This is a genomic window from Serratia sp. JSRIV001 (assembly GCF_019968745.1).
In the GTDB taxonomy this organism is placed as follows: domain Bacteria; phylum Pseudomonadota; class Gammaproteobacteria; order Enterobacterales; family Enterobacteriaceae; genus Chania; species Chania fonticola_B.
Genome location: NZ_CP074147.1, coordinates 3,638,797 through 3,665,420 on the forward strand (window position 1 = coordinate 3,638,797; position 26,624 = coordinate 3,665,420).

General features: G+C 56.1%; 25 protein-coding genes and 1 tRNA gene. 5 read left to right on the forward strand and 21 right to left on the reverse strand.

Annotation, left to right across the window (positions count from 1 at the left end):
* The first annotated feature begins 830 nt into the window (after positions 1-830).
* A tRNA-Asn gene (locus KGP17_RS16900) sits at positions 831-906 on the forward strand.
* A gap of 61 nt (positions 907-967) precedes the next feature.
* Here the strand turns inward: KGP17_RS16900 and KGP17_RS16905 are convergent.
* The 6 genes from KGP17_RS16905 to KGP17_RS16930 are packed head-to-tail and all read right to left on the reverse strand — an operon-like array spanning position 968 to position 8,215.
* Positions 968-2,068, reverse strand: coding sequence for an alkylhydroperoxidase domain protein (locus KGP17_RS16905; RefSeq protein WP_223498009.1), 1,101 nt, complete (start codon positions 2,066-2,068; stop codon positions 968-970).
* Positions 2,065-3,111, reverse strand: a complete 1,047-nt coding sequence (locus KGP17_RS16910) for a putative FMN-dependent luciferase-like monooxygenase (protein WP_059201148.1) — start codon at positions 3,109-3,111, stop codon at positions 2,065-2,067. Before KGP17_RS16910 ends, KGP17_RS16905 begins: the two co-directional genes overlap by 4 nt.
* The gene (locus KGP17_RS16915; protein WP_223498010.1) at positions 3,108-4,739 is read right to left on the reverse strand and encodes an ABC transporter ATP-binding protein; all 1,632 of its coding nucleotides are present in this window, start codon (positions 4,737-4,739) and stop codon (positions 3,108-3,110) included. The genes KGP17_RS16910 and KGP17_RS16915 overlap by 4 nt, the downstream gene beginning before the upstream one ends.
* Positions 4,736-5,626 (reverse strand): ABC transporter permease, encoded by an 891-nt coding sequence (locus tag KGP17_RS16920; protein ID WP_021805774.1) that lies wholly within the window; start codon positions 5,624-5,626, stop codon positions 4,736-4,738. The genes KGP17_RS16915 and KGP17_RS16920 overlap by 4 nt, the downstream gene beginning before the upstream one ends.
* Positions 5,623-6,567 (reverse strand): ABC transporter permease, encoded by a 945-nt coding sequence (locus KGP17_RS16925; RefSeq protein ID WP_202810926.1) that lies wholly within the window; start codon positions 6,565-6,567, stop codon positions 5,623-5,625. Before KGP17_RS16925 ends, KGP17_RS16920 begins: the two co-directional genes overlap by 4 nt.
* A gap of 22 nt (positions 6,568-6,589) precedes the next feature.
* A complete protein-coding gene (locus tag KGP17_RS16930; protein WP_223498011.1) occupies positions 6,590-8,215 on the reverse strand; it encodes a TIGR04028 family ABC transporter substrate-binding protein in 1,626 nt (541 codons plus the stop codon).
* 174 nt (positions 8,216-8,389) lie between these two features.
* Between KGP17_RS16930 and KGP17_RS16935 the strand changes: the two genes are divergently transcribed.
* Entirely contained in the window at positions 8,390-8,638 is a 249-nt protein-coding gene (locus KGP17_RS16935) for a hypothetical protein (RefSeq protein WP_021805777.1), read from the forward strand.
* A gap of 15 nt (positions 8,639-8,653) precedes the next feature.
* On the opposite strand, the gene KGP17_RS16940 is transcribed toward KGP17_RS16935, so the two are convergent.
* A complete protein-coding gene (locus KGP17_RS16940; RefSeq protein ID WP_021805778.1) occupies positions 8,654-9,283 on the reverse strand; it encodes a metal-dependent hydrolase in 630 nt (209 codons plus the stop codon).
* Between the two features lie 84 nt (positions 9,284-9,367).
* Between KGP17_RS16940 and KGP17_RS16945 the strand changes: the two genes are divergently transcribed.
* A complete protein-coding gene (locus KGP17_RS16945) occupies positions 9,368-10,324 on the forward strand; it encodes a LysR family transcriptional regulator (RefSeq protein WP_223498012.1) in 957 nt (318 codons plus the stop codon).
* On the opposite strand, the gene alkB is transcribed toward KGP17_RS16945, so the two are convergent.
* Entirely contained in the window at positions 10,286-10,933 is a 648-nt protein-coding gene (gene alkB, locus KGP17_RS16950) for a DNA oxidative demethylase AlkB (RefSeq protein WP_021805780.1), read from the reverse strand. The genes KGP17_RS16945 and alkB overlap by 39 nt on opposite strands.
* A gap of 138 nt (positions 10,934-11,071) precedes the next feature.
* Here alkB and rarD point away from each other — a divergent pair, with 138 nt between their 5' ends.
* Positions 11,072-11,953: an EamA family transporter RarD gene (rarD, locus tag KGP17_RS16955; RefSeq protein WP_223498013.1), complete on the forward strand. Its 882-nt coding sequence runs from the start codon at positions 11,072-11,074 to the stop codon at positions 11,951-11,953.
* 10 nt (positions 11,954-11,963) lie between these two features.
* Here the strand turns inward: rarD and KGP17_RS16960 are convergent, their stop codons facing one another.
* From KGP17_RS16960 to citC, 9 genes are all read right to left on the reverse strand, one after another.
* Positions 11,964-12,659 (reverse strand): 4'-phosphopantetheinyl transferase, encoded by a 696-nt coding sequence (locus KGP17_RS16960; RefSeq protein WP_223498014.1) that lies wholly within the window; start codon positions 12,657-12,659, stop codon positions 11,964-11,966.
* 83 nt (positions 12,660-12,742) lie between these two features.
* Positions 12,743-13,975, reverse strand: a complete 1,233-nt coding sequence (gene agp, locus KGP17_RS16965; RefSeq protein WP_021805783.1) for a bifunctional glucose-1-phosphatase/inositol phosphatase — start codon at positions 13,973-13,975, stop codon at positions 12,743-12,745.
* Positions 13,976-14,119: 144 nt separating this feature from the next.
* A complete protein-coding gene (locus KGP17_RS16970) occupies positions 14,120-15,583 on the reverse strand; it encodes an anion permease (protein ID WP_021180306.1) in 1,464 nt (487 codons plus the stop codon).
* A gap of 31 nt (positions 15,584-15,614) precedes the next feature.
* Positions 15,615-16,508, reverse strand: a complete 894-nt coding sequence (citG, locus tag KGP17_RS16975) for a triphosphoribosyl-dephospho-CoA synthase CitG (protein WP_371822038.1) — start codon at positions 16,506-16,508, stop codon at positions 15,615-15,617.
* On the reverse strand, positions 16,489-17,037 hold the full coding sequence (citX, locus tag KGP17_RS16980) for a citrate lyase holo-[acyl-carrier protein] synthase (protein WP_094982591.1): 549 nt from the start codon (positions 17,035-17,037) through the stop codon (positions 16,489-16,491). The genes citG and citX overlap by 20 nt, the downstream gene beginning before the upstream one ends.
* A gap of 4 nt (positions 17,038-17,041) precedes the next feature.
* Positions 17,042-18,547: a citrate lyase subunit alpha gene (citF, locus tag KGP17_RS16985; RefSeq protein ID WP_021180303.1), complete on the reverse strand. Its 1,506-nt coding sequence runs from the start codon at positions 18,545-18,547 to the stop codon at positions 17,042-17,044.
* A complete protein-coding gene (citE, locus tag KGP17_RS16990) occupies positions 18,547-19,440 on the reverse strand; it encodes a citrate (pro-3S)-lyase subunit beta (protein ID WP_059202058.1) in 894 nt (297 codons plus the stop codon). Before citE ends, citF begins: the two co-directional genes overlap by 1 nt.
* A gap of 7 nt (positions 19,441-19,447) precedes the next feature.
* Positions 19,448-19,756 (reverse strand): citrate lyase acyl carrier protein, encoded by a 309-nt coding sequence (gene citD, locus KGP17_RS16995; protein ID WP_223498015.1) that lies wholly within the window; start codon positions 19,754-19,756, stop codon positions 19,448-19,450.
* The gene (gene citC / locus KGP17_RS17000) at positions 19,753-20,826 is read right to left on the reverse strand and encodes a [citrate (pro-3S)-lyase] ligase (RefSeq protein ID WP_223498016.1); all 1,074 of its coding nucleotides are present in this window, start codon (positions 20,824-20,826) and stop codon (positions 19,753-19,755) included. The genes citD and citC overlap by 4 nt, the downstream gene beginning before the upstream one ends.
* A gap of 323 nt (positions 20,827-21,149) precedes the next feature.
* Here citC and dpiA point away from each other — a divergent pair, with 323 nt between their 5' ends.
* The gene (gene dpiA, locus KGP17_RS17005; RefSeq protein WP_059201159.1) at positions 21,150-21,836 is read left to right on the forward strand and encodes a two-component response regulator DpiA; all 687 of its coding nucleotides are present in this window, start codon (positions 21,150-21,152) and stop codon (positions 21,834-21,836) included.
* A gap of 78 nt (positions 21,837-21,914) precedes the next feature.
* Here dpiA and KGP17_RS17010 read toward each other — a convergent pair whose 3' ends face one another.
* The 4 genes from KGP17_RS17010 to KGP17_RS17025 all read right to left on the reverse strand — a co-directional run bounded on the left by KGP17_RS17010 (position 21,915) and on the right by KGP17_RS17025 (position 26,404).
* Positions 21,915-22,895 (reverse strand): ABC transporter permease, encoded by a 981-nt coding sequence (locus tag KGP17_RS17010; protein WP_166732923.1) that lies wholly within the window; start codon positions 22,893-22,895, stop codon positions 21,915-21,917.
* Between the two features lie 2 nt (positions 22,896-22,897).
* The gene (locus KGP17_RS17015) at positions 22,898-23,836 is read right to left on the reverse strand and encodes an ABC transporter permease (RefSeq protein ID WP_037375581.1); all 939 of its coding nucleotides are present in this window, start codon (positions 23,834-23,836) and stop codon (positions 22,898-22,900) included.
* 76 nt (positions 23,837-23,912) lie between these two features.
* Entirely contained in the window at positions 23,913-25,394 is a 1,482-nt protein-coding gene (locus tag KGP17_RS17020) for a sugar ABC transporter ATP-binding protein (protein ID WP_223498017.1), read from the reverse strand.
* Positions 25,395-25,468: 74 nt separating this feature from the next.
* Positions 25,469-26,404 carry an autoinducer 2 ABC transporter substrate-binding protein gene (locus tag KGP17_RS17025; RefSeq protein WP_223499675.1) on the reverse strand — a complete coding sequence of 312 codons (936 nt, stop codon included), beginning with the start codon at positions 26,402-26,404 and terminating at the stop codon, positions 25,469-25,471.
* Positions 26,405-26,624 lie beyond the last annotated feature (220 nt).

Consider the following 26,624-nt stretch of genomic DNA (forward strand, 5'->3'; position numbering starts at 1 on the left):
CTTAACCGGGTTTCATCGGTGACCTGCATAGCGCAATAAGGCGCCTGCAACTTGCCAGCGATTTAACCTGCCCACGACGTTTATGAAGTGCAAAATAATACTGGTATTTTTTATATCCAGCAACTCTGCAAGCGGGCCTGAACGCCGAGTTGCGTGGCAAAAACGGCGCTTGTCGCCAAGTAAGGACAAAGACACACTCCCGCATACAGCAGCATTCATTCTGATCTCTTGGTAAAAAAAGCGCCAAAAAATAAAACAAAATAGATTAAAAACAATGATATGCATTGAAACCCGACAGTTTCCGCCGCTATCATCGCAACCCCCGTTTTTCCTAATGAAAATGACTATCCCCCACGATTAAAAATAGATATTTATATTATTAAAAACGCATTTTTTGGCGATTTACTCCACACGTGCCCGGATGTTTTTCCATAGCGACAGCGCAATCTAAAGATTTATCCGAGGCACTCTGATTGTTGTATTAAAAATACAGGACTTGATGATAATCCTTAAACTTATTTTTCCATCGATCACTAGGAATAATCCATGAAAATTACAGGAAATATCTTAGCGAACAAGCTCAATCCCTCACTCTATAATTAGGAATTTTCTTGGGTTTAGCCTTTAAAATATCAGCACCCCGAAAAACTCGGGATTAACTTACAAAGTGTGCCCGCCCTGCAATGATAGCGGCCTGTCTGTCAGTGATAAAGTTTAACCTGCTGGAAAACAAGCCAATTTGCTCATAACCTCGACAAACGGAACATTTGTGCATTTTCATGCTTTACAAGCCCCATCGGCACCGCTATTATTCGCCCCGTTCACACGATTCCTCTGTAGTTCAGTCGGTAGAACGGCGGACTGTTAATCCGTATGTCACTGGTTCGAGTCCAGTCAGAGGAGCCATATTTAGAAAAGCCCGCTTAGGCAACTGAGCGGGCTTTTTGCTGTTTAACCACTGGGTGACTCAATCGTCATAAGGTTCGCCGAGTGTCAGCATCAACCGGTTGGCCCAAGCAAAGAAGGCCGTCGCCTGCACCAGGTCCAACAACTCCAGTTCGCCTAGCCCTTGTTCGCGTAACGCAACCAGCTGAGCCGCATTGGCCTGCGGTGGCGTGGCCGAAAGCGCTGCGGCAAAGTCTATTTGCGTACGCCAATCCTCACCCTGCCCCTCGCTCAAGATCCCTCCCGGCGCGACATCCAGCAGGCGCTGCACCTCTTCAGCCCTTTTGGATAACTGCACCGCTTTACGCGCATGCACCGAGGCACAGTAAATACAGCCATTCACCTTGCTGGCCACCGCCGCAGCCAACTCCCTATCCTGGCGGGCCAGGCCACCCACGGTGTAGAAAATGGCCCTATCGGTGATGGTTCGCTGTTCCAGCACCGCATGATCGCGCGCCAACAAACGGAAATAGTCAGAATCCGCGTGACCGAACTTGGTCAACAAGGCTTTTCCCGGTTCGTCAAACGCCTCCAAGGGTTTAGCCGCAATCCAGGGCTCCCATCCCAACTCCTGGCTGGTGAACGCAGGCGGTGCATGGCGGCCACTGGCTGTATGACTCGCGGTGCGCCAGGCGGAAGCTCGAACGGGAGCACGGCCACTGGTCGCTATCGGCAATCCTGCCAGCAAGCGGTAGCCGTACAGCAGACGGCTCTGGAAGCTGACAAAGGCGATCAGCTGTGAAAGCGTGACGATGTCATCCAATGACCACCCCGCCTGTTGCAGAGCCTGTAAGTGTTTGGCTTCTGCCCCGGCAGGTTTGAAGGCCAGGCGTTCTGCGTGATCCAATGCGGCCTGCAAACGTGGGCCGTCTGCGGGCGGAGTCTGCTGCAGTTGAGCATAATGCCCCGCCAATTGCCGATCGCCGTGCCATTCACTGATACGTTGAGCCAACAGCAGGCGTTCCGCAATCCCAAAACCGCCCATATCCTGTGGCGCGAACAGCCTCTGATAGCTGGCCTCAATCCCGTCGGTTGCCGCCTGGCGTGTTGCTCTGGCCTGTGCCAAAGGAGAGTCTGGGACGATTTCAGCCAGTCTGGTCAGATGATCCTGGGTATCGGTCATACGTTTTCCTCTGCGTGATGTGAATAAGCCAACGTGGCAGGATTGCGCCGCTGCCAGCCTAATGCCGGTGCAACGTCGCGAGCTATCAGCTCAATGGAGCGCAAAATATAGGCGTGTGGCGGATCGATAGAGTGCACCTGAAACGCCAGATCGGTGACACGGGCCAGCGCGCTATCGCGTTGCAACGAGGCGATCACCTGCTCTGGCGTACCGAGATGCACGTCAAAAGCGCGGATCAGACCGTCGAGCGACTCATCCTGTACCTGATGCCCACTGGCGCGTAAGCGCTCCAATCCACGGCTAAGCCCCTGTGCAGCAAAATCCCGCGCACGGTTCTGATCTTCAGTCACAAAAGCGGTGCGCGATCCCATGATACGGGGCTCTACACCAGGCGGCAGCGCGGCGAGATAGGCATCAATAATCGGATTTTGCAGCTCATCGAGTGGCGTATCCGGTGCATCTGACGGCCTGGGTTGAGTGCGTGACAACATCAGCCCATCTCCAGCCTTACCAGCCCGGATCCCACCGTCAACCGAGAAGGTGGCTTGCCAGACGCGTTTTTTCAGTTGGGGAGCAGCCGGATAAAGACGGTTGGCGGAGTTGCCGAGCGCCTCACCACTCCAGGCGTCCAGCAGAATGCGTAAATTATCGTTAAACGCCGCATTACGCCGCTCGGCATCAATACCAAAAGCGCTAAACGAAGACGGGGTTCCCCCTGCCGCCAGCCCCACTTCCAGCCGGCCACCAGAGAGCAGATCCAACACCGCCGTATCTTCCGCCACGCGAACGGCAGACTCCATCGGCAAGGTGATCACTCCAGTCCCCAAACGAATATGCCGGGTATGCGCCGCAGCCTGAGCCAAAAAAACCAGGGGTGAAGGCAAGCCGCCCTCATCCTGATGAAAATGGTGCTGCGCTACCCAGGCGGTATCGAACCCGGCGCGTTCGGCATGGACAATCTGCTCGGTGGCCAGCCGGTAACGTTCCTGAGCACTGCCGTTATCCAGCAGGCGGGTAAAAAAGCCGAGACGTTTAGCGCTCATGAGGCATCCTTCAAAGTTTGGTACATCGCACGGCCAGGAATGGCCGCAATCAATTGGCGGGTATAGTCACTGCCGGGCCGGGCAAATACCTCGGCGGTAGTGCCTGCATCTACCTGTTGCCCACGGCACAGCACCGAGACGCTGTGCGAGATTTGCCGCACCGTAGCCAGATCGTGCGAGATAAACAGGTAGGTCAGCCCCAACTCTTGCTGTAGCTGCTCTAATAAGCGCAGGATTTGCGCCTGCACGGTGACGTCCAACGCCGAGGTAGCTTCATCCAATACCAGCACCCGAGGTTGCAATATCAGAGCACGAGCGATGGCAACCCGTTGGCGTTGGCCCCCTGAAAGCTCACGCGGTTTGCGCGTCAGAAGTTCAGCAGGCAGAGCGACTCGTTCGAACAATTCCCGCACCCGCCGGTAACGCTCTGCTTTGGCGACAGGCTCAAAGTTGAGCAACGGCTCTTCAATCGCCTGATACAGGGTTTGCGCCGGATCGAGCGAAGCAAAGGGGTTTTGATAGACCAGTTGAATACGTCGCCGAAACTGGCGCAACGCCTCGCCCTTCAGCCGGATAAAATCGACGCCGTCGATGATGATTTGCCCCGCATCCGGCCGCTGAAAACCCAGCAGGCAGCGGGCCAAAGTGGTTTTACCGGAGCCAGACTCGCCGACCAACGCATGAGTAGTGCCGCGCTGCACGCTGAACGACACCCGATCCAACGCCCGGAACACCTGCCCGCCTCTGCCAGCAAAACGGAAATCCTTCACCAGCTCGTTGACGACGATCGCCGGTTCCGCCTTACGGACGATAATTGGCGGAGCAACGGAAGCCAGCGAAGGCACATCGGCAAACAAGCGGCGGGTATACTCATGCGTCGGTGCCTGCAACACCGCCGCCGTTTGCCCCTGCTCTTGCACTCTGCCCTGACGAAACACCAGTAGCCTATCGGCCCGTTCCGCCGCCACGCCCAAATCATGGGTGACAAACAGCACCGCCGTGCCAAACTCCTGACGCAGTTCGTCGATCAGATCGAGGATGCGTTTTTGCACCGTGACGTCCAGCGCGCTGGTCGGTTCATCGGCAATAATCAACGCGGGCCGTAACGCAATGGCGATGGCAATCAGCACCCGCTGTTTCATGCCGCCGGAAAGCTCATGCGGATATTGGCGCGCGCGCAATTCAGGATGAGTCAGCCCCACACGGGTGAGTAACTCCACTACCCGAAGCTGTACCAGCTTGCGTGGCAGACGCTGGTGAATATTGATGATCTCGGCAACCTGCTCACCGATGGTTTTAACCGGGTTCAGCGAACTGGCGGGATCTTGCGGGATCAGACTTATCTGCGCGCCACGCACTGCATCCAACTGGCGCGGTGTCCAGTGCGTAATATCGGTGCCATTAAGCCGGATCGCCCCCTGCTCCAGGCGGCCATTTTCCGCCAGCAGGCCGATTATCGACTGGGCCGTGGTGGTTTTACCCGATCCCGATTCCCCCACCAGGGCAACGACCTCCCCCGGCTGAATGGTAAAAGAAACGTTGTGCACCACCCGCTGGTTACTATAGGCGATAGAAACGTTATCCAGTTCCAGCAGTGGCGCGGGTGAAACGGTTGTCTGTGGGGTCATCGGCGCGCGCTCCCTAATGCATGGCTGATTCGGTTGGCCGCCAGCACCACGGCAACCACCATCAGGCCGGGGAAGGTCGTCAGCCACCAGGCCGTTGAGATGTAGTTACGCCCTTCGGCGATCAGCAAGCCCCACTCCGGCGTGGGCGGTGGCGTGCCGTACCCCAGGAAGCTCAGGGTGGCGATCGCCAGAATGGCATTGCCAAACTGTAGGGCAGAGAATGCAATCACCGAGGTCAGTGAATTAGGCAGAATATGGCGCCATAGCACCGCCCAAAAATGTCCGCCGCTACCGTAAGCCGCCTCAACGTAGTCGCTGTGCCGCACCCGCAGCACCTCCGCACGAGCCAGACGCGCAAAGTTGGCCACCGACGAGATCCCCACCGCCAGCGCCGCATTCACCGTGCCAAAACCCAGCAGGATAATTACGCTCAAAGAAAGCAGCAGCCCAGGGATCGACAGCAAAACATCAACCAAGCGCATCACAACATCATCGGCGATGCCGCCCAAAGCCCCGGCGACTACGCCCAGCAACGTCCCCACAACCAGCCCCAACGCCACGGCAACCAACGCTGCGGATAAAGTGTGCGATGCGCCATACACGATCCGGGCGTAGAGATCGCGGCCCAGTGGGTCTGTGCCCAGCCAATGTTCACCACCCGGTGCCAGACGCTGTGCTCCGGCAATTCCTTCCGTGCCGCTGTACGCAGTAAAGATCTCAGGGGCGATCGCCCAAAGCACAGCGATCGCCAGCACGGCCCAGGCCAGCCCCAGGCTGAGCGGATAACGCCGCTGAGCGCGCCTGGCGGTGGGTAAACTACCTTCGGTTTCCCCGCCGGACAGATCGCGTTCCGGCATCACGGATTTTTCCAACGGAATACTGCTCATCGGGTCGCTCCTGCATAGGTTTTCAATCTGGGATCGAGCAGCGGGAACAGCAGATCGACCAGCAGGTTGAGGAAGACAAAGGCGGCTGCAGAGATCATCACTACCGCCTGTAACACCGCCACGTCCTGATTCACGACCGCCTGCTGCGTCAGTTGCCCCAGGCCACTGCGGCCAAATACGGTTTCTGTGATCAACGCCCCGGCGATCAGTTCGCCAAACAGAATGCCCGCAATGGTCAGCACTGGCAGCATCGCGTTACGCGCCACATGCCGCCACAGCACTCCGCTACGACTAGCCCCTTTGGCTCGCGCCACCGCCACAAACGGCTGGGTTTGCACGCTATCGATACTGCGGATCAGGATCTGCGCCAACGGGGCAGAGATTGGGATTGCCAGGGTGGCGATCGGCAACAGCAGCCCAATCCACTCCCCTGGATTGATGATCGGCACCAGTTTCAGCCGGAATGAAAAGATCTGGATCAACACGATGCCAAGCCAGAAGGTGGGAACCGATACAAACAGCGCAGGCAGCGATTGCAGCGCCGATTTCAGCCAGCCAAAACCGATCAGATTGGAGACAAAGGCAATGACCAGCGCCAACAGCAAGGCCAGGGTGAAGCCCAGCACCGCTAATTGCAGGGTGGCGGGCAGGTTGGCAGCCAGCAAAGCACTGACCGGCACGCCGTTCTGGATCGAATAGCCCAAATCACCGCGCAGGAAATTCCCCAACGTATGCAGATATTGCTGCCACAGGGGCACATCGGCACCGTAGGCGGCGCGCATGTCGGCGATCTGATCCGGGCTAAGCCCCATATCCGGGTTCTGGAATTTAATCAGGATCGCGTCACCGGGCAGCACCTGCAGCAAGATAAACGACAGGGTAAATGCCGCCCACAGCACCAGCAACGCCTGCCCGGTTCGGCCACTCAGGTATTTCAGCATCTTTATCTCCTCGAATATGGCGTTAGCGTTTCTCTAACCACGCGCCATAGAAGCTTGGCCGACCCACGGCTTCAAAGTTGACGCCTTTCAGATAGGGAGCACCGGCAAAGACCTGCGGCTCTTCAAAGAACGGGATCACATAGGCCTGATCCAGCAGATACTTTTGAGCCTCACCGGCGATCTGTAAGCGCTTGGCCGGAACCACCTCAGAGGCAATCCCCAGCAGCAGTTGGTTCAGCGAATTGTCGATAAATTGACTGTTTTGGCTGGTGCCCCCCTGCTGCAACAGGCCATCACGATTGGTGGGATAAAACTGGCTTTTAATCACATCGGGATCGGCACGGCCCACTTCGACCACCGAAGCCGGGGTCTTTTGCGGATCGAGGTTATCTGCCACCCGGCTGCCAGCATCGCCTGCCAAGATATTCAGCCGAGCCCCCACCTTGCCCCATTGCTGCGAGACCAATTGCAGCGCCGCCTTGTTTTGCGGCTGCGGAAGCGACTCGTACACCGTTAACAACAGCTTTTTACCGTCTTTCTGGCGCAGACCATCGCTGCCCTTTTGCCAACCAGCGTCATCTAGCAGGCGGTTGGCCTTCGCCAAATCGAAGGTCAATTTATCGGAGAGATCGACAAAACCGGCTGCCGAGGAGGCAATCACCGATTTGGCTTGTGGATAGTTGGCGGAGAACAGCGTATCGACGATCTGTTTGCTGTCGGTGGCATGCAGCAGCGCTTGCCGCACGCGGATATCGGCCACCAGCGGATTGTCTGGCCTGAAGGCAATGCTGTCGTTTACGCCACGGGTTGGCGCGGCATAGATCGTAAAACCCTGGTCTTGGGTTTGCTTCTCATCGTAAGCCTGGATCTGGCGAATAAAGTCCGCCTGCCCGGCCTGCAACGCGCCAATTCGCACGCTGTCTTCCGGGGTGACGATCACCTTGATGGCATCCAGATTGGCCCGCCCTTGCTGAGGCAGCTTGGCGGGCCCCCAACTATAGTCTTGACGTACGCTGAGATCGACCTCCCGCCCTAAGGTTTCACCGCTCACCACAAACGGGCCAGAGCCGATAATATGGCGCGCATCACCCAGTTCATCGTATTGGCGGTTCAGCGTGCTGAGCGACACCAGCCCGGAACCGATGGTCGCCGTACCTTGCAGGAAGCCTGGGGACGAGCGCTTGAAATAGAATTTGACCGTCAGCGGATCGATGACCTCACTGTGGTCATAGTTATTGATCACCTCGGAAACCGGCAAGCGCAGCGCTTTATTGCCCAAGCCGTAGGTATCAAAGTTCTTGGCTACCGCGTTGGCATCCAGCGGTGTCCCGTCGGAGAAGGTCACTCCGGGGCGCAGTTTGAAGGTATATTCCGTTTTATCGGGGTTGCTGGACCAGGACTCGGCGATCCAGGGTTCGATCTCCAGTGTCTTTGGGTTCTGGTAGGTCAGCTTGTCGGTGATCTGGTTAAGGATACCGCCGTTGGGGTAAAACCCACCTGAAGGGGGATACAGATTGGTATGGGCCTGCTGCTCCAGATAGATCAGCGTGCCGCCCTGCACCGCCGCGATGGCCGGGCTCGCCGCAGCCGCAGCGCCTAATACCACTGCCAGTCCGCTGGTTAACGTCTTGAAAGGAAAATTAAACATGGGTGCAGTGCCTTCTTTATGTCGGTTTGTTATGGGGTAAATAACAAACCAAAACGGCACGGAGTTGAACGAACTAATTTAGCTAACTAATGATAGAAAACGCACAAGGCAGGTGGCTTGGCAATAAACCGATTTTGTTATAATGTATCATTTTCGTCTTGCAGGAGATAAAGCATGAAGGCACAGCTCTCTTTGTTATTCCTTAGCATGCTGGCTGGCAAGGCTACCGCCTTCCAACCTCGCCAACCCGAATTACCACCAGCAAAGGCTCCCAGCATTGAAAAGCAGCTGGTAAATCAGTTTTACGGTTTTCATTTCATGGCAATGCAGGCCGTGAATACCAGCACCTGTGCAGCCGTGCCGGTCATGGGCTGCCAGTGCGCCTTCTGTACGCAGTTACGCAATGCAGGGTCAGGAAAATAAAGAGGGTGCCCTTGGTTATGCTACCTGATACTGCACAATCAACTGCCCTTTCTTCATCTTGACGGCGGTAATTTGCACCTTGCCCAACTCCGCCAGCGAACGCACATGGGTGCCACCGCAGCCATAAGCAGGCAGATCGCCAAACCCAACCTGACGGACGCCTTGCTGTTCCTGCTGCCTGCGTGGCAAGTCGGCGGCGATCAAGTCCGTCAGCCGTTGTTGCAAATATTCTGGTTGCAGTTCCGTTGCCTGTGCACCCGGTGCAAAGGTAATACGCCCTTCCCCCGGCCAGTGGTGCGCTTTCACCGGCTGCCAGCCCCGGTTTTCCCCGAGCCAGCCAATCAGATGCCCGGCAGAATGCCAGCGGGTATGCAAGTGGCGTTGCTCGCCGTCGATCTCCAGAGTGACCGGGCCACAGGGCAACGGCTCGGCCAGATAATGGAGCAGTTGCTCGCCCTGCGCGGCAACACGTAATACCGCTACACCGCCGATCGTGCCGCTATCGCTCGGCTGCCCGCCGCCTTGTGGGTGAAACAGCGTGGCATCCAACTGCACCGCATAGCTGCCATCCTCTTGCGCCGTGCAGGACAACACCCGTGCCTGGAGCTGCAAATCATCGTGATAATAATAAAGTCGTTCGGTCATGGGCTTTCTCCTGGTTAACGCCGTTATTATATTCGTGCCATAATCGGCTGATAATCCGTCTTCACTACAATGGACCTTTGCGCCGTGAGCACAAATCTTTCCACCGCACTGCTGGTTGAAATGGCCGTTTTTGTTCAGGTGGTGGAAAGCGGCAGCTTCTCCGCCGCCGCCCGCCAGTTAGGCAGCTCGCCTTCTGCCACCAGCCGCAGCGTTGCCAGGTTGGAACAAGCGCTGAACGTACGGCTGTTGCACCGCACCACCCGCAAACTGCGCCTGAGTGAGCAAGGCGAGGCCGTGTTTCAGCGCTGCCGCAGCATGCTGGATGCCGCCAACTCAGTGTTGACCATCAGCGACCAGAACAGCTCGGAGCCGGAAGGCACAATCAGCATCAGCGTACCGAAAGCCGTCGGGCACTTTGTCCTGCACCCTCACATGCCAGAGTTCTTACGGCGCTATCCGCAGGTGGATGTCCATCTGCGGCTGGAGGACCGTTATATGGATTTGATCGACGATCGGGTCGATCTGGCGCTGCGCATCACCGACCGACCGTCACCGGGCCTGATCGGCCGCCCGTTGATGACCATCGAACATTTGCTATGCGCCACTCCGCATTACCTGGCCCAACAGGGCACGCCGCGTCACCCACGAGACCTGACGGAGCATAGCTGTATTTATCTGGGGGAGACGCCCAGCGACGCACGTTGGCGTTTTCGCCGCAATGGCAAGACGGTTTCGGTCAATGTGCGGGGTCGCTATGCCGCCAACCACACCGGGGTTCGGTTGGATGCGGTGAAACAGCATATCGGTATCGGCAGCCTGCCCTACTTTACCGCCCACCAGGCGCTAGCCAGCGGTGAGATTGTGCAGGTGTTGCCAGAGTGGGATTTCCTCAGCAGCTATCATGGCGATCTGTGGCTGCTGTATGCCCCAACTCAGCATCTGCCCCCCAAGCTGCGAGTGTTTATCGATTATCTGGTGGCCAGTTTAGGCCAGGAACCCGCGTTAAAGCGCCTTGCGCAGGGTGATATTGATACGGTGTGACCCCACCAGGGAATGATAGCCCTCTTTCACCGGCATGATGCCGTGGAAACATAATCGCGACGGGCCACCCCAGACTACCACATCACCGTGAGCCAGCGGGATGCGCCGCGTTCTGTCGCTGCGATGCAGGCCACCAAACTGAAAAACGGCCGGTAGCCCAAGCGATACCGAAACGATCGGTGCCGTAAAATCATGCTCGTCTTTATCTTGATGCAGTGAAAGCTTACTGCCCGGATCGTAGCGGTTCATCAGGCAGGAGTCCGGGACGTAATGACCGAACCCGGCCTGCAAGGCCGCTTCATCGGCCAAAGCCAGCAAAATTGCCGGGATTTCTGGCCAACTTTTGCCAGTACCGGGATCGCGTTGCGAATAGCGGTAGCCATTGCTATCGCTGTTCCAGCCGTTGCCGCACCAGCTCATGGCCACCGACATGGTGAAGCCGCCCGGCGTGGTCATATGCCGCCAAGGCACCTGTGCCACCACGCCGTTGACCGCCGCCAGCAGTTCCGGCCCGTGATCGCGAACAAAGCCGTGCAATACCACCGCCCCCGGCGCGATTTCCTCACGCCAGGGCGGCGGCAGCGCATCTTCAAACAGATCGATTGTCATCGTCATTACCTGGATAAATACACAGGTGTAATTCTAACCGCTTGGCCGTTGTTGTCCAGTCCAGCGTAATCCATTGTTGTTAGAGCTAAATAGCCTTAGAGTAGCCGCAGGAAATTCCATTAATAATCAGGAACGCTGGTGATCAAAGGCATCATACTTTCCGTCGTCGCTTCCCTGCTGTTCGGCGTGATGTATTACTACACCTCAATGCTAACCCCACTCGACGGCGAGGAAATCTATGGCTGGTGCACCCTGCTGACGCTGCCGTTTCTGACGCTGTTTATGCTGTTTTCCGGCGACTGGGCGCGGGTGAAAGAGATGCTGCACTGGCTACGGCAGCATCCGCAACGCGTGCTGTTGTTGCTGCTCACCACTTCCCTGCTGGGCGTGCAACTGTGGCTATTCCTGTGGGCACCGCTGCACGGGATGGCGCTGGATGTCTCACTCGGCTATTTCCTGCTGCCGCTGACCATGGTGTTGGCAGGGCGAGTGTTTTTCCGCGATCGCCTGTCTGTGCTGCAAAAAATGGCGGCCCTATGCGCATTGGTCGGCGTGGGTAATGAGCTGATCCTGGTGGGCGGGGTTTCCTGGTCAACGCTGGTCGTCGCGCTAGGTTATCCGGTTTACTTTATTCTGCGTCGCCGCTTGGGCACCGATCATCTGGGCGGGTTGTGGTGTGAACTGACGCTGATGCTGCCAGTTGCCGCGCTGTTTGCCCTTGGTGGCTCAGAACCGCTGGCGGCACTGACGGCCAAACCGCTGCTGTATTTGCAGATCCCGCTGTTGGGCATTATCAGCGCTCTGGCGCTGGTGTGCTATATCCTTGCCAGCCGCCTGCTCCCCTTCAGCCTGTTTGGCCTGCTGAGCTATGTAGAACCGGTGTTGCTGGTGATCGTCGCGCTGCTATTGGGGGAAACCATTAACGCCAACCAATGGCTGACCTATATCCCGATCTGGCTGGCGGTCATGTTGCTGGTGCTGGAAGGTGCGCGCCATCTGCTACGACGCCGTAGGTATTAAAATGCTGATTTTAAAAACAAATAAACGTTGTTACGGCGTCACCTCGCGGCCAGAAACGTCCTTTAAACCGGCGGCCTGCTTGGCATCGTGGCGTCAACGTTGTTAGCAACTCCAGCTCAAAGGTCTGCGCCTGCATATCCAACCCGACGATCCGCGCATCCATAAAATCAAAGTAGCAGCGTACCTGCGGGTAAAGCGCCTTGAACAGGCTTTCCTTGGCGGAAAATACCAGCGTCAACAGCAGGTTAAAAGGCTGTGGATGTTGGCGTAACCACTGGCATTCGTTCTCATTGACGATGCCGCTCCACAACTCTTCTGCTCGTACAGATGGCATCTGCGTTTCCACATCAATGCCCACGCCACCTGCCCCATCCTCATGCTGAGCGGCACACAGCGCCGTATCATTATTGTGGCTGATCGCCCCGGCAATTCCGGCGGGCCAGAGCGGTTCACGTTTCTCCCCGCGCAATAAAGTGAAATCCTGATGGCCCAACTCTGCCAGCACCCAGCGCGCCAGATAGCGCCCGGCAAGATATTCCGCCTTACGTTTGGCGACTGCGGGTGCGACATGTTCAGGGAAATCGATACCGGCGGCAGCAAATAGATCGTCGTGATAATCCGCGACAGAGAAGTGACACTGCGCGATCAGGCCAGCAAAACCGTCAACCGGCAACAATTTAGCATTGAGAATAAAAGAAGAGAGCACGTTTCATCCGTGACAAGGGGTCCGTTGAGACAGTATATACCGCGCGGCAGGCCGGGGCGAAACGGTTCGCCCCGACAGCACGGTTATTGCAAGACGTCCTTCATGGTTTTTTCAAAGTCGCTCCAGGTGCAGAAGCCGTCTTTATCTACCGGGCAGCCTTCCAGCGCCAGGGTGACGCGCTGCGGCGGGGTGCTCAGCGTCAGCGGTTCGGCATTACGCAACTGTTCGGTGGATTGGTAGACATACTCAATCTTCAACAGATCGCGATCGCCCTTGCCATCATGCCAGCGTTGAAACACCAGCTTGCCGCCAATCGGGGTTTTCTCATACTGCTTCGGCAACGCATACGGCTTGAACTTCATCGCAGACAGCAAGGAAGCGATGTTGGAGTCATGCCCCACCAGCACGGTCAGCTTCGGTGAATCCGCCTTGCGCTCGCTAATCAGCGCCGAGTTGATGTAGGTCAGCAGCGGTTTGGCAACGTTCTGGGCGACGACCGACGAGGTGAACAGCGAATCCTGATAGCCATCTTTCAGCTTGGCCAACTGCTGCCACTGGTGCGGTGTCACAATCTTGCCCCAGGCCACCTCTTTCATCGGGAAGCCTTCGTAATACTGCAGCATAAAGGCATCCACCAGCGAGTTACCCACTTTCAGCGGGCCAGAAACGCCTGGCTCTTTCCCCGGTACCGCGCTCATTTTGTTCGGCTCAGTGGCCAGGTTGCACTGTTTGTCGATCTTGCAGGCGGGGGAGTCTTTGTAGTCGATGATCTGCTCGAGCTGTTTGTAGGAGGCGTCCAGCTTCAGCGATGCCAGCTCGGCATTCATGGCGCTCAACGCCTGCTGGTTAAAGGTTTCGCTGCTGTTGGTGATAATCGGGTTGAAGGTAGGATCCATCTCCCCCATTTTCTCCTGATGATGCACGCTGATGTCACAGCCTGGGAATGCGCCGTTGGTAAAGAACTGCGCGGTGGCTACCGTGCGTTGCAGGCTGTTGGCATACACGTAAACGCTGTCAGCGGCTGGGCAACCTTCCTGCGGCAAAATGCCCGCCTGCTTGAGCCACGCGTTGAAATAGTGGCCCATATACACTTCCAGCACGCCGCCCTTGGTGGTCAGCAAGCCACCTGGCGTATCCCACTGTGGCCAGGCTTTCGGCGTGGACTGGGCCAGCACGCTACCGTTGTTCGCCAGCGGAGCGCGCAGGTTATGGCGGCTCATCACCAGCACCTGCTCCAGTTGATAACCGTCGTTCTCGGCAAAGGCGGTGCCGCTGAACAGCAAAGGCAGGCAAAGTAATAACGTTTTTTTTCTCATCCGCAGAGGCTCCCTAAATATGATTATTTTGAATAGGTTAACGTTGGATTTGTATAATGACGGCGTTCGACATGAAAGTGTGTGACGGGCGTCACGGGGGAAGGGATTGCAACAGCGGCCATCCGTGGATGGCCGCCGATTAACTTAATACCACAGGCTAAGAATTGGCCAGCCGATCAACAGCAGCGCCGCGATATACACCACGCCGAGGATACCGCCAAGACGCCAGTAGTCTTTCGACTTCACATAGCCACAGCCGTAGATGATTACCCCTGGGCCAGTGGCATACGGGGTCAATACCCCCATGATACCGATAGACAGCACCAGCAGGATGGAAAGGTGTTCCATCGGCACGCCCGGCAAGCCTTTCCCTACCGCCAGGATCATCGGCAACATGGTCGCGGTGTGGGCCGACAGGCTGGCAAACAGGTAGTGCGCGTAGTAGAACACCAGCACCAGCAGAATCACCGTCATTTTCGGTGAGAAACCGTCCAGATGGGTGCTCATGGTGGTGGCAAACCAGTCAATAAAGCCGGAACGGCTCAGGCCGCTGGCCATCACCACCAAGGTTGCCAGGTTAACCAGGGTATTCCAGGCGCTGGAGTATTTGGTGATGTCTTTCCAACTGACCACGTGCAGGGCAAGCATCAGCGATACCGCCAGCAAGCACACCGTGGTCGCATCCAAAATTTTACCGCCGAACACCCACAGACACAGGCTGAGTAACACCAGACCGATCAAGGTATATTCTTTGCGGGTCAGTTTACCCATTTCCCCCAGTGCCGTACTGGCCCAGCCAGCCACTTCGTTGCTGTGGGTTACACCTGGCTTATACAGGTAGTAGGAAATCAACGGAGCAACGATCAGCAGCAACAGCCCAACCGGCAGGAAGGCCAGGAACCATTGCATCCAGGTGATATTGATCCCGGCAATCTTGTTGACGAACTCGATGCCCAACACGTTAGGTGCCGCGCCGGTCACAAACATGGAGGAACTGATGCTGGTCCCCACCACCATCATCCACATCAGGTAACCACCAATGCGGCGTGAGGAAGGATCGTTAGGGAAGGAATCAAACAGTGGCGGCAGGTTCTTCACCACCGGGAATACGGTGCCACCGGTACGCGCGGTATTGGACGGGGTAAACGGCGCCAACATGATATCGATGATCACCACCGCGTAGCCTAGCGTCAGGGTGCGTTTGCCCATGAACTTCACCAGGAACAGCGCGATGCGGCGCCCTAACCCGGTGGCCTCGTAGCCCAGCGCGAAGATAAAGGCCCCAAACACCAGCCAGACGGTGGTACTGGAGAATCCGGCCAGCCCCCATTTGAGCGCCTCTTTACCGGCTTTAAAGCTGGGATTGGCCAGCTCTTCGGCACCAAACAGCACCCAGTTGGAACTGAGCACGCTGACGGTCACGGCAATAAAGCTGATCGCCGTGGCCGGGATCGGCTCCAGGATCATACCGACAATCATCGCCACAAAGATGGCAAAGTAACGCCAGGCTTGCGGTGGCATCCCCTCCGGCGTGGGTATCATTAACAGGACGGCAAGCACCACCAACGGGGCGATCGCTTTCCAGATTTTCTCTTTGGTTTCGGACATGGACACTTCTCCTGAAGGCTTCGTTATTTTTTTAAGCCCCCGCCTGCGGCAACTGCGCCAACAGCCAGGTGACTATCAATAAATCGGCACTGCCGCCGGGGCTAAGATTGCGGGCGATGCACGCAACGTCGAACTGCCGCAAACGGGCAATTCCTTGCACCGTACCTGCCCCTCCCTGTGCCAATAACTGGCTGGCACAGAGTTGTAACCAGCGCAGCCCTTTAATGCCGCCCCGCGAGGCGACGTTGGTATCATCGTTATGCGCCATCAGCCATAGCAGGCTGTCCAGCAGCGCGACCTGTTCTCCACAACCACTGGCGATCCTCTGGTGATACAGCGGTAACGCACCGCCAATCACCCGCTGAAAGCCGGATTCAGCCTCACCACGGGCACCGCTCAGGCCAAACTCGGCAAATAAGCGTTGCCCTGCCGTCTGGCCCGCGTTGTTACGTTGCAGCTCCCGGCTAACCAACCCACGGCACATCTCGGCCACTTCGCCACACAGGCTTTGGGCGTCAATCTGCCGTTGTTGTTGCTGTAAGCGGCCAAAGGCGCAGCACAACAGCCCCAGCGAGAACACGCTGCCTTTATGGGTGTTGATGCCGCCGGTGGCGTGGAACATCTGTTCTTCACAGGCCATGCCCAATGGGCGCAGGCGTGCAAGCTGCTGCTCGGCGGGCAAAGCGGCGTCGGCCATACCCTGGCGGATAAAATAGGGCAGCCACCGGCCAATCGCCCTTGAGCTACGGTAGAAATGGCCAATATCCATGTCGCGATGCGCGCCGTTGTTGTGGCGATCGACCAACCCCGGTTTCGGCGTCAGGTTGACCTCCACCAACAGCGCCCGATAGGCGTCGCGAGCAAAGCGCTGGCTGTGCGAAAGATCTGTAACCGTCGGCTGCCAGTCAGGCTGGGAGTGCATCATTGAGCATCCTTTCCATTGCAGTGAGCAGTTGTTCGGTGCTGTGGCTCTGCTGGCGGGCGCAAATCTTGGCTGGCTGATTGCACAGCAGACAGCTGCGTTCAGGCAGACCAAGTTCACGCCGCGACAGGATCTTCCCTTGCGGGGTCAGTACATCGATATCCCACAGGCGGCCAATCGGCTGCTGGATTTCCAGTTGGATGGTGGCCTCTTTCACCGCGCGGGCATCGGCTTGCAGCGCCAGATAGCCCTCGCAGCCAGTGGGCAGTGCCAGGGTCTTCTGCTGCAAACAAAGCCAGCCTTGCTGGCGATACATCTGCTGCAAGGCCTGCCTGCCCAGATTGAACACGCGCCGCGTCATGGGGCTGTCTTTCACCGCCCCCGGCACCACGAGTGTGAGCACCACCAGCGTGGCGGTAGGATGGCGCGCCAGCCACGCCTGTTGCCGTGCCTGCCGGCATTCACGGCTGGAAAGCAGTTCGGGCAAACTTACGGCGCGGCTGGCGGCCAATTCGGGGGAGATGTAAGCCATGGCGTTACTCCGCGACCTGATGTACGACGTCAATCACCGAACCGTCGCGATAGCGCACCACGGCCACCACGTTGTCGGTAAAGGCGATTGGTTTCGGTTCGCCGGTCAGTACCAGCGCACGCTCACGCAGCCATTCGATGGTGACCACCTGCAGGCCAGCATCACGTAATCTCTGCGCCAGTTCTGGGCGAGCCGGGTTTACGGCAATACCGTGGTCGGTCACCAGAATGTCGATGCTGGAGCCCGGCGTAACGCAGGTAGTCACCTGCTCAACCAGCGTAGGAATGCGGCCACGCACCAACGGCGCGACAATAATCGCCAACCGCGCCGCCGCTGCGGTATCACAGTGGCCACCGGAAGCGCCACGGATCACCCCATCAGAGCCGGTCAGCACGTTAACGTTAAAGCCGGTGTCAATTTCCAGCGCACTCAGCACCACCACATCCAGGCGATCAACCGACGCGCCCTTGGAGCTGAAGTTGGCGTACTGATTGGCGCTGATCTCAATATGGTTTGGGTTGCGAGCCAATGACATGGCCGCCGCACGGTCAAAGCTCTGCACGTCCAGCAGTTTGCCGATCAGGCCTTTCTCATGCAGATCCACCATGGTGGAGGTGATGCCGCCCAGTGCAAAACCGGCGCGGACGCCACGGGCACGCATCTTGTCTTCCAGGAAGCGGGTTACGGCCAACGAAGCGCCACCGGTGCCGGTCTGGAGGGAAAAGCCTTCGGTAAAGTAGCCGGAATCGACGATCACTTCGGCAGCACGGCGGGCAATCAACAGCTCACGCGGGTTGGAGGTCATTCGCGTGGCATCGGCCCCAATCTTGTCCGCATCCCCTACTCGCTCCAACTGCACGATCAGATCGACCTGATCCTGTGCCAGGCTGGCGGGATGATGCGGATATGGCACGATCGCTTCGGTCAGCAGCACCACGCTACGGGCCGCTGCGGCATCCACCTTGGCATAGCCGAGCGAACCGCAGCAGGCATCGCCGGTGTAACCGTTGGCATTGCCGAACTCATCGCAGGTAGGCACCCCGAGGAAGGCAACGTCGATCTGCAATTCACCCGACTCGACCAGGTTGACCCGGCCACCGTGCGAGTGAACCTGCACCGGCTCTTTCAGCAAGCCGCGCGAAATGGCATCTGCCAACGGCCCACGCAGGCCAGAGGTATAAATACGGCTCACCACCCCGTTGCGAATATGGCCGACCAGCGGCGCATGGCAATCGGTCAATGAACTGGAGGCCAGCGTCAGGTTGCGGAAGCCCATCTTCGCCAGCACATCCATCACCTGGTTGAGGGCCAGATCGCCGCCACGGAATGCGTGGTGGAAAGAGATGGTCATGCCGTCCTGCAGGCCGCTGCGGCGGATCGCCACTTCCAGCGACTCACAGCGTTTGATATCGCGCGGTTTCCGCGCCTGCAGGTTGGCCTTGGAGGCTTCCTGATAAAGCCGCATCTCGGCGTGATTGTTCAAAGTCATCAGGCGTTGTTGGCGTTTCATCATGCTTCCTCGCTGTGGTTCGGTTCTTCACGCACGCCGGAAAGCGCTGCGCGTTGCAGTACCAGACGGGCCCGTTCAATCACCGGGCTATCGACCATCTTGCCGTTCAGCGAAACCACGCCGCGCCCCTCTTTTTCTGCCGCTTCTGCCGCATCGACCACTCGCTGGGCATGAGCCACTTCTTTGGCGGTTGGTGCATACAGGTTGTGCAATAGTTCGATCTGGCGTGGGTTAATCAGGGATTTACCGTCAAAACCCAGCTGTTTAATCAGCGCCGCTTCCTGTAGGAAACCCGCTTCATTGTTGGCATCGGAATAGACGGTATCGAACGCCTGGATCCCGGCTGAGCGGGCGGCCTGCAACAGTGAACAACGGGCAAACAGCAGCTCAATGCCTTCAGGGGAGCGCTCGGTACGCAGATTGCGCACATAGTCTTCGGCACCCAGCGCAATCCCGATCAACCTTGGGGAAGCCTGCGCAATCGCCACCGCGTTGGTGATGCCCTGTGCGGACTCGATCGCCGCCAGCAGGCCAGTGCTGCCGACCGGGCGACCACAGGCACGTTCAATGGCGGCGATTTCACGCTCCATATCCACCACGTCCTGCGCGGTGTCGGTTTTTGGCAGACGGACGATATCCGCCCCGCCGCGCACCACCGCTTGCAGATCCGCCAGGCCATAGGCCGAATCCAAGGCGTTAACGCGCACAATGGTTTCAACTTCCTGATACAGCGGGTGTTGCAGCGCGTGATACACCAGGCGACGGGCCGCGTCTTTCTCACGCAGGATCACCGAGTCTTCCAGATCGAACATCAACGCATCGGCCTGATAGATAAAAGCGTTGCTGACCATGGCGGCATTTGCCCCCGGTACGAAAAGCATGCTGCGGCGCATACGGTGTTTATTCAGCGTTTTCACGGCGTTCCTCCCAAGGCAGTGCGGCGATTTCGCTGGCACGCATCAGCGCGGTTTCCAGCCGTGCACGCAGCACACAGTCCAGTGCGCCTTTATCGTCGACAATCACCTGCACCGGCGGCACGTCATACTGCTGCAAAACCTGCAACAGGGTGTGGCGGATGGCATCGCCGAACTGTTTTTCCACGCTGCTGGCAATCAGCAGATCGTGTTCCGGGCCTTCTGCTGGCGCGATACGGACCATGACATCGCTGGATTCCAGCGTGCCGGCCATTGCTTCTCGGATTATTTTCATTGTTCACCTGATTGTGCGGACTCAAATTCTTGCGGTACTGGCTTGGCCCGGCGCTGTGCCTGCAGATCCTGCAGGTAGTACAGCGTGTCTTTCGGCACCAAAGGCGCTGCGGCGTGGAAGTCTCCCGCGGCCAGCAGCTTGCGCACCCAGGAGGCAGAGATCGCCGTGCCCTGGTACTGCAAGCGCTCAATTTCCACCAGATCGATCGGTGGGCTAGGCAGCGCCGGAGTTTCCAGCCAATAACGCATGTCGCGGTTGTATTTCGCCGTTACGGCGCAGAACGGTTCGTTGCCGACAAATCGATGCGTGATGCCCAACGCGGGGGCCAGATACTGACGGAAGATTTTCAGATCGATTTCGGTGTAACAGTCGTCGGCAACCCCCTGCTCTTTAATGAAGTAGCAAGGGAAAGTGGCACGGGAGATCACGTATTGCGACCCCTCATGCACCGTCAAATTGGTGATCCCCTCGGTGCCCTTCAGTACCAGATCGCGGCGATCTTCATACGGGAAGCGCGAGGTGTTTTCCTTCACCAGGAACAGATGCAGCCAGTCACATTGGGCGGCGGCTTCCCGTACCAGATATTGATGGCCACGAGTAAAGGGGTTGGCATTCATCACGATGCTGCCAATGGTGTCGCCCGGCTGGCGCTCGCTGGCCAGTTGCGCGGCGTAACGCTTCAGGCGGCACGGGCTGTTTTCCATCAGCACCACGATGCCCGGCACGCTGGCAATCGGGTAGAAACCGCACTGGCGAAACAGCGCCTCATTCTGCACTTTGGTGTAGATAAACAGCTGGGTGTGATGGCGCTCATAGGCCAGATTCACCAGTTCGGTCGCCAATGATAACGCCAGGCCTTCACCGCGCATTTGCGGGCTGATGGCCACGCATTTGATAATATTTTCGGCGATACCTCCGCAGGCAACCAATTGCTCGCCCTGGGTCACGGTGATAAAAACCTCGACCGTGGTATCAATATTCAGATCGTTACTACGCAAAAAAGCATTAATTGACGCTATATTTTTGTGATCCGATCTTTTCACCCGAGTAAATACGGTATCGCCCAGCATGTCAGTCTCTCTAAAATAACTTATCAATAACATTTGAAATACAAAATCCCATTACAGTTAACATTAAGGTGTAATAAAAACCTTAAAAACCATCGAGTTGAAATGGTCCATAACACGAACGGGGTATTTAATGGCGCCATGTTAAACACAAATAACGCACTGATTATTGACCTATTTCACAATCTACCCGCAGTAAATAAGTTGTTTAATGGTTTTTATTTACTTAATTATTTTTATAGTTTTTATTAGCGACATAGTGTTTAATTAAATAACCATCTCGCTGAGATTTAATTAGCAACGTAATTAAGCAACGGGGAATTAACATGGAGTGGCTAAATATTCTGATTGTTGAGGATGAAACGCCGTTGGCAGAAATGCATGCGGAATTCATCAAGCAGAATGGCGGATGCCGGCAGATTTGGCTGGCGGGTACCCTGGCACAGGCACGCACGATGACCGAGCGTTTCAAACCCGATCTGATCCTGCTGGATAATTTCCTGCCAGACGGCCAAGGCATAGAACTACTGCGCGAACTGACGCTACAAGGCTACGGCGGTGGCATTGTGTTTATCACCGCCGCCAGCGATATGGACACCGTGGCCGAAGCGCTGCGCTATGGCGTGTTCGATTACCTGATCAAACCCCTGGCCTATGACCGCCTGGCGCAAACCCTGCAACGCTTTAGCCAACGGCGCGAAGCGCTGAAAGACAAGGCGCGGGTCAACCAACGCCGCATTGATGAAATGTTCAACACCTACGCCCGCGGTGGCGATCAGGCCGCGTTGCCCACCGGCATTGATGAGCTGACGCTGATAAAGATCCGCGATTTGTTCGAAGATCCGCAGGTGCGTCATACGGCAGAAAGCGTGGCACAACAAATTGGGCTGAGCCGCACCACCGCTCGGCGCTACCTGGAGTTTTTTAGCGCCAACGATCAATTAGTGGCGGAGATTATTTACGGCAAGGTGGGCAGACCCCAGCGGATCTATCGTTCAGCAAGCCATGGTTAAACAGGAGCGCCCAACATACAGTGATGTAGTGGGCTGCTTCTGAGGCTATCGAACCTGTTTGGTGAACTTGCACTATCACTACAACGGCTTGTTCTGCCCTAAGAACCGCAATGCCGGGACCTTCGCACCTTTGACAAAGATAAACGCCAGCAGTAGCGACCCCCACAGTGCCATGGTGATATAGCTACTGACGCCCATGATATTTAGCCCGCTCTCCAGCATTTGCAGCAGGAACAGCGCTAACACAATGCCGAAGACCCTACCAAATCCGCCGTCAGGATTTACCCCACCCAATACCGTCGCCAGGATAGTGATAAGCAACAGTGACTCACCGTAGGAGGCTTTGGCCGAGTTGAGTTTCGACATCATCAGCAACGCCGCGACGGCGCACAGTAACGAGGAAATCACATAAACCCAAATCAGCGTGCGGCGGGTGTTAATCCCAGAGTAAAAGGTGGCTTTCTCGTTGGAGCCGGACAGGTATATCTGACGGCCCAGCGGGGTCTTGGCCAACATAAGCCAAAGCAGCAACGCCACCACGGCAAACAGGTAAAGCGGGACTGGAACCCCAAGAAAATAGCTGCGGTCCAATGCCAGTACATAGCTCGGAAAGTTAGATATCGCCGAGCCTTTGGAGATCAGCACATTGATCCCTTTGAGCAAGGTCATGATGCCCAGTGTCGCCAGAATTGGGGATACCCGAACCACCGAGATAAGCACCCCATTGATGATCCCCACCACCAAGGCAACCGCCCCCCCCGCCAACAGCATCACTATCAATGAACTGAACGTTGGCTCAAGATGGGTACACACCCAGGCCATCACCAGCGCACTGGCGTTCGCAGTGGCAATAATGGATAAGTTGATGCCACCGGTCAGCATGGTGATCGCCATTGCCAGCGTCAATATCCCCACGACGGGGATCTGTGAGGCGATGGATTGGAAATTGGCCGCAGACCAGAATACCTGTGGGATCAGCACACTGAACACGCCCGCCACCAGCACCAGCAGTGCCACCAACCAGCGCTCGGTATGATCACGTTGAGTTGTTTTCGACATGGTTATATCCCTACCTTATGACGTTGGCCCCAGGCTGTCACACTGATACTGATGACTATCACCAGACCGATCACCACGCTATGCCAGTACGACGAAATACCCAGTAAATTCAGACCATTTTGCAATATTGCCAGCAAGATCACCCCGAGCAGAGTGCCGGTTAGGGTCCCCCGTCCACCGACAATACTGGTACCGCCCAGCACCACCGCCGCCAGCACGGTGAGTTCATAACCGAGCAACGAGTCCGGTGCCACCGTCAAAACGGTATAGGACTGCACCACACCGGCGATGCCGGATAAAAACCCCATATAGCCATAAACAAACAGTTGCAGCTTAACAATGCTGAACCCCATGCGGGATGCCGCTTCCTGATTACCGCCCAACGCATAAATTTGCCGGCCAATGCTGGTGCGAGTCATCACCAAAGCAGTGACAATAATCGTCGCCAGCAAGGTCAAAATGGGCAGCGAAAGGCCATAGTCATAGCCGTCAGCGGCGGTGAAGGAGAACAGCATTGGCCCATGTTCGAACCATTCCGGATAGGTATACAGCCAGACACCCCGGCTGAGATACAGCAGCAACCCGTAGAAGATATTCAGCGTAGAAATGGTAATAATGATGGACGGTACCCGCAGGCGATTAACCAAGAGCGCGTTGATCAACCCCAGCAACAAGCCGATGCCTCCTGCCAACGCGAAAGCCACCGGGAAATTACCGCCAAACTTCGCAATGAATGTCACCATGACATATTGCGAGATAATGGTCATCGCCGGAAATGAAATGTCAATACCGCCAGAAATCAAAACGATAAAAAACCCACACGCCAAAATGGTCAGCATGGCGTAGTTATTTATCAAGTCATAAATATTGGCGAGCGTCAGAAATTCTGGGCTGGTGAAAGCAAGATAAGTCGAAATAATCAATAGGGTAAAAGCCAACATAACTTCGTGGCGTTTCAGATGCTTTTTATTAAATAAACCTGTTTTGCCTACATCAGGCTTATTGAGTGCATGGGGATTAGCCATTGACTACCTCCGCAATGGCAGCTTCGCTGCAGTTACTCGGCAAGAACTCCTGCACAAGCCGGCCGGACCGCATAACGATAATACGGTGGCTATTAAAGTAAGCTTCATCAATCTCATCACATACCATTAATACCGCTATCCCCCGCGCCGCCAATGCATTGATAATATTATAAATACCTGCTTTGTTGGCGATGTCGACCCCAACGGTCGGCGAGTCGAGGATCAGTATTTGTGGGTCGGTTGCCAGCCATTTGGCGATGGCAATACGCTGCGCATTTCCGCCGGATAACGTGTTGACCGGCAAGTCGCTGTTACCAATTTTGATCGACAGGTGTTTCACCATGTCTTCGACCAGCGTGTCGACTCGCTCGGCCCGCATCAGGTGCAAGGCACTTTTAAGCCGGTGTAATACCGTGGCACTGATATTGTCGCGGATTGATTGCTCCATAATCAGCCCGGTGCTCATCCGGTCTTCCGAGACATAGCCCACACCGGCGGCAATGGCATCGCGGTTACTGGCGAACCGCATTGGCTTATCATTGATACGAATGCTGCCCGACTCGGGTTTGGTTAAACCAAAGAGACTGAGGCACAGTTCTGTGCGGCCAGACCCGAGCAAACCAACCAGCGCGACAATTTCGCCAGGATGCAAAGCCAGTGAGATATCCTGATATTCATTGCCACGGGAAAGCGCTTCCACTGCCATCACGACCGGGCGTGCTTCGCTGTAAGGCGGTAGCACCTGAAAATCAAATTTCATATCCGTCATCAGCCAGGCAAGCCGCTGGTTGTCCACTTCAGCCGCGGGGTAGGTTCCAACCCACTGGCCATCTTTCAGCACGGTAATACGGTCTGAAATCTCCAGCACTTCGCTCAACCGGTGACTCACAAATACCACACAGATATTGCGTGATTTCAGCTCATGCACCACCCGTAGCAAGCCGTTGACTTCCTGCCGGGTCAGCGACGCGGTTGGCTCATCCATCACAATGAGGCGGGCATCTTGTGCCAGTGCACGACAGATAGCGACTAATTGTTTCTGGGCGATGGATAAATTCTCAACCAATTCGTCCAGATTAAGGTGGGCATCAATGCTGTTAATGACGCGTTCGGCGGTCTCACGCATCTGACGTTTATTCACCCACAGCTGATGGTGATAATGGTTCATGGCGATATTCTCAGCCACGGTCAGATTCGGGAATAAGGATAAATCCTGATAAATGACCTGGATCCCCAGGCGGACAGACTCAATAGGTGTCAGGGTTGAATAGGTTTTGCCATCAATAATAATGGCGGCATCTCTATCGGGTTGGTAAACACCGGAGATAATCTTGATCAGTGTTGATTTGCCACAACCGTTCTGCCCAGCGAGGCAATGTACCTCACCCGGTAACAGGGTCATAGCCACCTTATTCAGCGCCTTGACGCCATAAAAGGTTTTACTGATATTTTCCAGGGTAATAAATGGCTGCATACATCCTCTTACGCCAGGCGAGCAATGGTTGCAGAGCCGGACAAGGCATCCGGCTCTGCGGTCATGCGGGGGAATTAATACAGGGAATCCACGTTATCTTTGGTAACTCGCAGTACATTGTGGAACTGAATCAGGTGTTTATCCTGATCAACTTCCGCTTTACCCACCCCAGGGATCTCCATGCCTGTTTCGATCTTCTCACCTTTAAGCACTTTGTCAGCAACGGCGGTCAGTGCATATCCAGCAGAACCTGGGTCATAAGTGACACCCATGGCGATATCACCACTTTTAATCAGCGAGGCTGCCTGAGAGGGGATCATCATGCCGAATACGTGGACATTGTTTTTCGCCCGCTTCTCTTTCACTGCACGGCCTGCACCAATTGGGCCTTGTGAACCGAAGGCCACAATCCCTTTCAGGTCGCTATGCGCTTTCATCAGATCCAGTGTGGTGCGGCGTGAGTCATCAATGCTCTCGGCGACGGGCATACGGCTAGTCACTTCAAACATTTCCGGATAATGCGCTTTCTGGTACTTAACAAACAAATCTGCCCACAGGTTATGCTGTGGCACGGTCAGACTGCCGACATAAATGACATACCCACCCTTGCCGCCCATCGCTTTTGCCATTTCTTCCACGTTGTCGGCGGCAAATTTGGCGTTATCAATGATTTCAATATCCCAGTTAGCGCTAGGCTGCCCTGGTGATTCGTTGGTTAATACCACGATACCGGCGTCACGCGCTTTCTTGAAGACGGGCTCCAATACATCGGCATCGTTCGGCACGATACTGATGGCACTGACTTTCTTGGCGATTAAATCTTCAATAATTTTAACCTGTTGTGGAGCATCGGTACTGGATGGGCCGACTTGATAGGCTTTGATACCCAGGTCTTTACCGGCACGTTCCACACCTTCACCCATACGGTTGAACCAGGGCATTCCCGCGATTTTCGAAATATTGACGACTTCCACTTCTTGCGCCAATGCACCGCCCGAGCCCACCAGCATGCTGAACAGGCTAGCCGCCAATAACGTTTTCACACTCAATTTTTTCATCTAACACTCCCGGATCTAATGTAGGTTGAGGCATAATCGCCAAATAGCGAGGTAACTCATTGGTATTATTTATATTTTATTGTTAGTGACGATTTCCCGGGATGCCGATTTTACATCTGCACAACATTCCCGTAGAGGGACTCTACAGCCTCGATAGCGATTTCCCCCATAT

Excerpts from the sequence above, each read along its gene's own strand:
- KGP17_RS16905 (WP_223498009.1), bottom strand. The coding sequence starts at position 2,068 with ATGACCGATACCCAGGATCATCTGACCAGACTGGCTGAAATCGTCCCA.
- KGP17_RS16910 (WP_059201148.1), bottom strand. The coding sequence starts at position 3,111 with ATGAGCGCTAAACGTCTCGGCTTTTTTACCCGCCTGCTGGATAACGGC.
- KGP17_RS16915 (WP_223498010.1), bottom strand. The coding sequence starts at position 4,739 with ATGACCCCACAGACAACCGTTTCACCCGCGCCACTGCTGGAACTGGAT.
- KGP17_RS16920 (WP_021805774.1), bottom strand. The coding sequence starts at position 5,626 with ATGAGCAGTATTCCGTTGGAAAAATCCGTGATGCCGGAACGCGATCTG.
- KGP17_RS16925 (WP_202810926.1), bottom strand. The coding sequence starts at position 6,567 with ATGCTGAAATACCTGAGTGGCCGAACCGGGCAGGCGTTGCTGGTGCTG.
- KGP17_RS16930 (WP_223498011.1), bottom strand. The coding sequence starts at position 8,215 with ATGTTTAATTTTCCTTTCAAGACGTTAACCAGCGGACTGGCAGTGGTA.
- KGP17_RS16935 (WP_021805777.1), top strand. The coding sequence starts at position 8,390 with ATGAAGGCACAGCTCTCTTTGTTATTCCTTAGCATGCTGGCTGGCAAG.
- KGP17_RS16940 (WP_021805778.1), bottom strand. The coding sequence starts at position 9,283 with ATGACCGAACGACTTTATTATTATCACGATGATTTGCAGCTCCAGGCA.
- alkB (WP_021805780.1), bottom strand. The coding sequence starts at position 10,933 with ATGACAATCGATCTGTTTGAAGATGCGCTGCCGCCGCCCTGGCGTGAG.
- agp (WP_021805783.1), bottom strand. The coding sequence starts at position 13,975 with ATGAGAAAAAAAACGTTATTACTTTGCCTGCCTTTGCTGTTCAGCGGC.
- KGP17_RS16970 (WP_021180306.1), bottom strand. The coding sequence starts at position 15,583 with ATGTCCGAAACCAAAGAGAAAATCTGGAAAGCGATCGCCCCGTTGGTG.
- citG (WP_371822038.1), bottom strand. The coding sequence starts at position 16,508 with ATGATGCACTCCCAGCCTGACTGGCAGCCGACGGTTACAGATCTTTCG.
- citX (WP_094982591.1), bottom strand. The coding sequence starts at position 17,037 with ATGGCTTACATCTCCCCCGAATTGGCCGCCAGCCGCGCCGTAAGTTTG.
- citF (WP_021180303.1), bottom strand. The coding sequence starts at position 18,547 with ATGAAACGCCAACAACGCCTGATGACTTTGAACAATCACGCCGAGATG.
- citE (WP_059202058.1), bottom strand. The coding sequence starts at position 19,440 with ATGCGCCGCAGCATGCTTTTCGTACCGGGGGCAAATGCCGCCATGGTC.
- citD (WP_223498015.1), bottom strand. The coding sequence starts at position 19,756 with ATGAAAATAATCCGAGAAGCAATGGCCGGCACGCTGGAATCCAGCGAT.
- citC (WP_223498016.1), bottom strand. The coding sequence starts at position 20,826 with ATGCTGGGCGATACCGTATTTACTCGGGTGAAAAGATCGGATCACAAA.
- dpiA (WP_059201159.1), top strand. The coding sequence starts at position 21,150 with ATGGAGTGGCTAAATATTCTGATTGTTGAGGATGAAACGCCGTTGGCA.
- KGP17_RS17010 (WP_166732923.1), bottom strand. The coding sequence starts at position 22,895 with ATGTCGAAAACAACTCAACGTGATCATACCGAGCGCTGGTTGGTGGCA.
- KGP17_RS17015 (WP_037375581.1), bottom strand. The coding sequence starts at position 23,836 with ATGTTGGCTTTTACCCTATTGATTATTTCGACTTATCTTGCTTTCACC.
- KGP17_RS17020 (WP_223498017.1), bottom strand. The coding sequence starts at position 25,394 with ATGCAGCCATTTATTACCCTGGAAAATATCAGTAAAACCTTTTATGGC.
- KGP17_RS17025 (WP_223499675.1), bottom strand. The coding sequence starts at position 26,404 with ATGCTGGTGGGCTCGGGCGGTGCATTGGCGCAAGAAGTGGAAGTCGTC.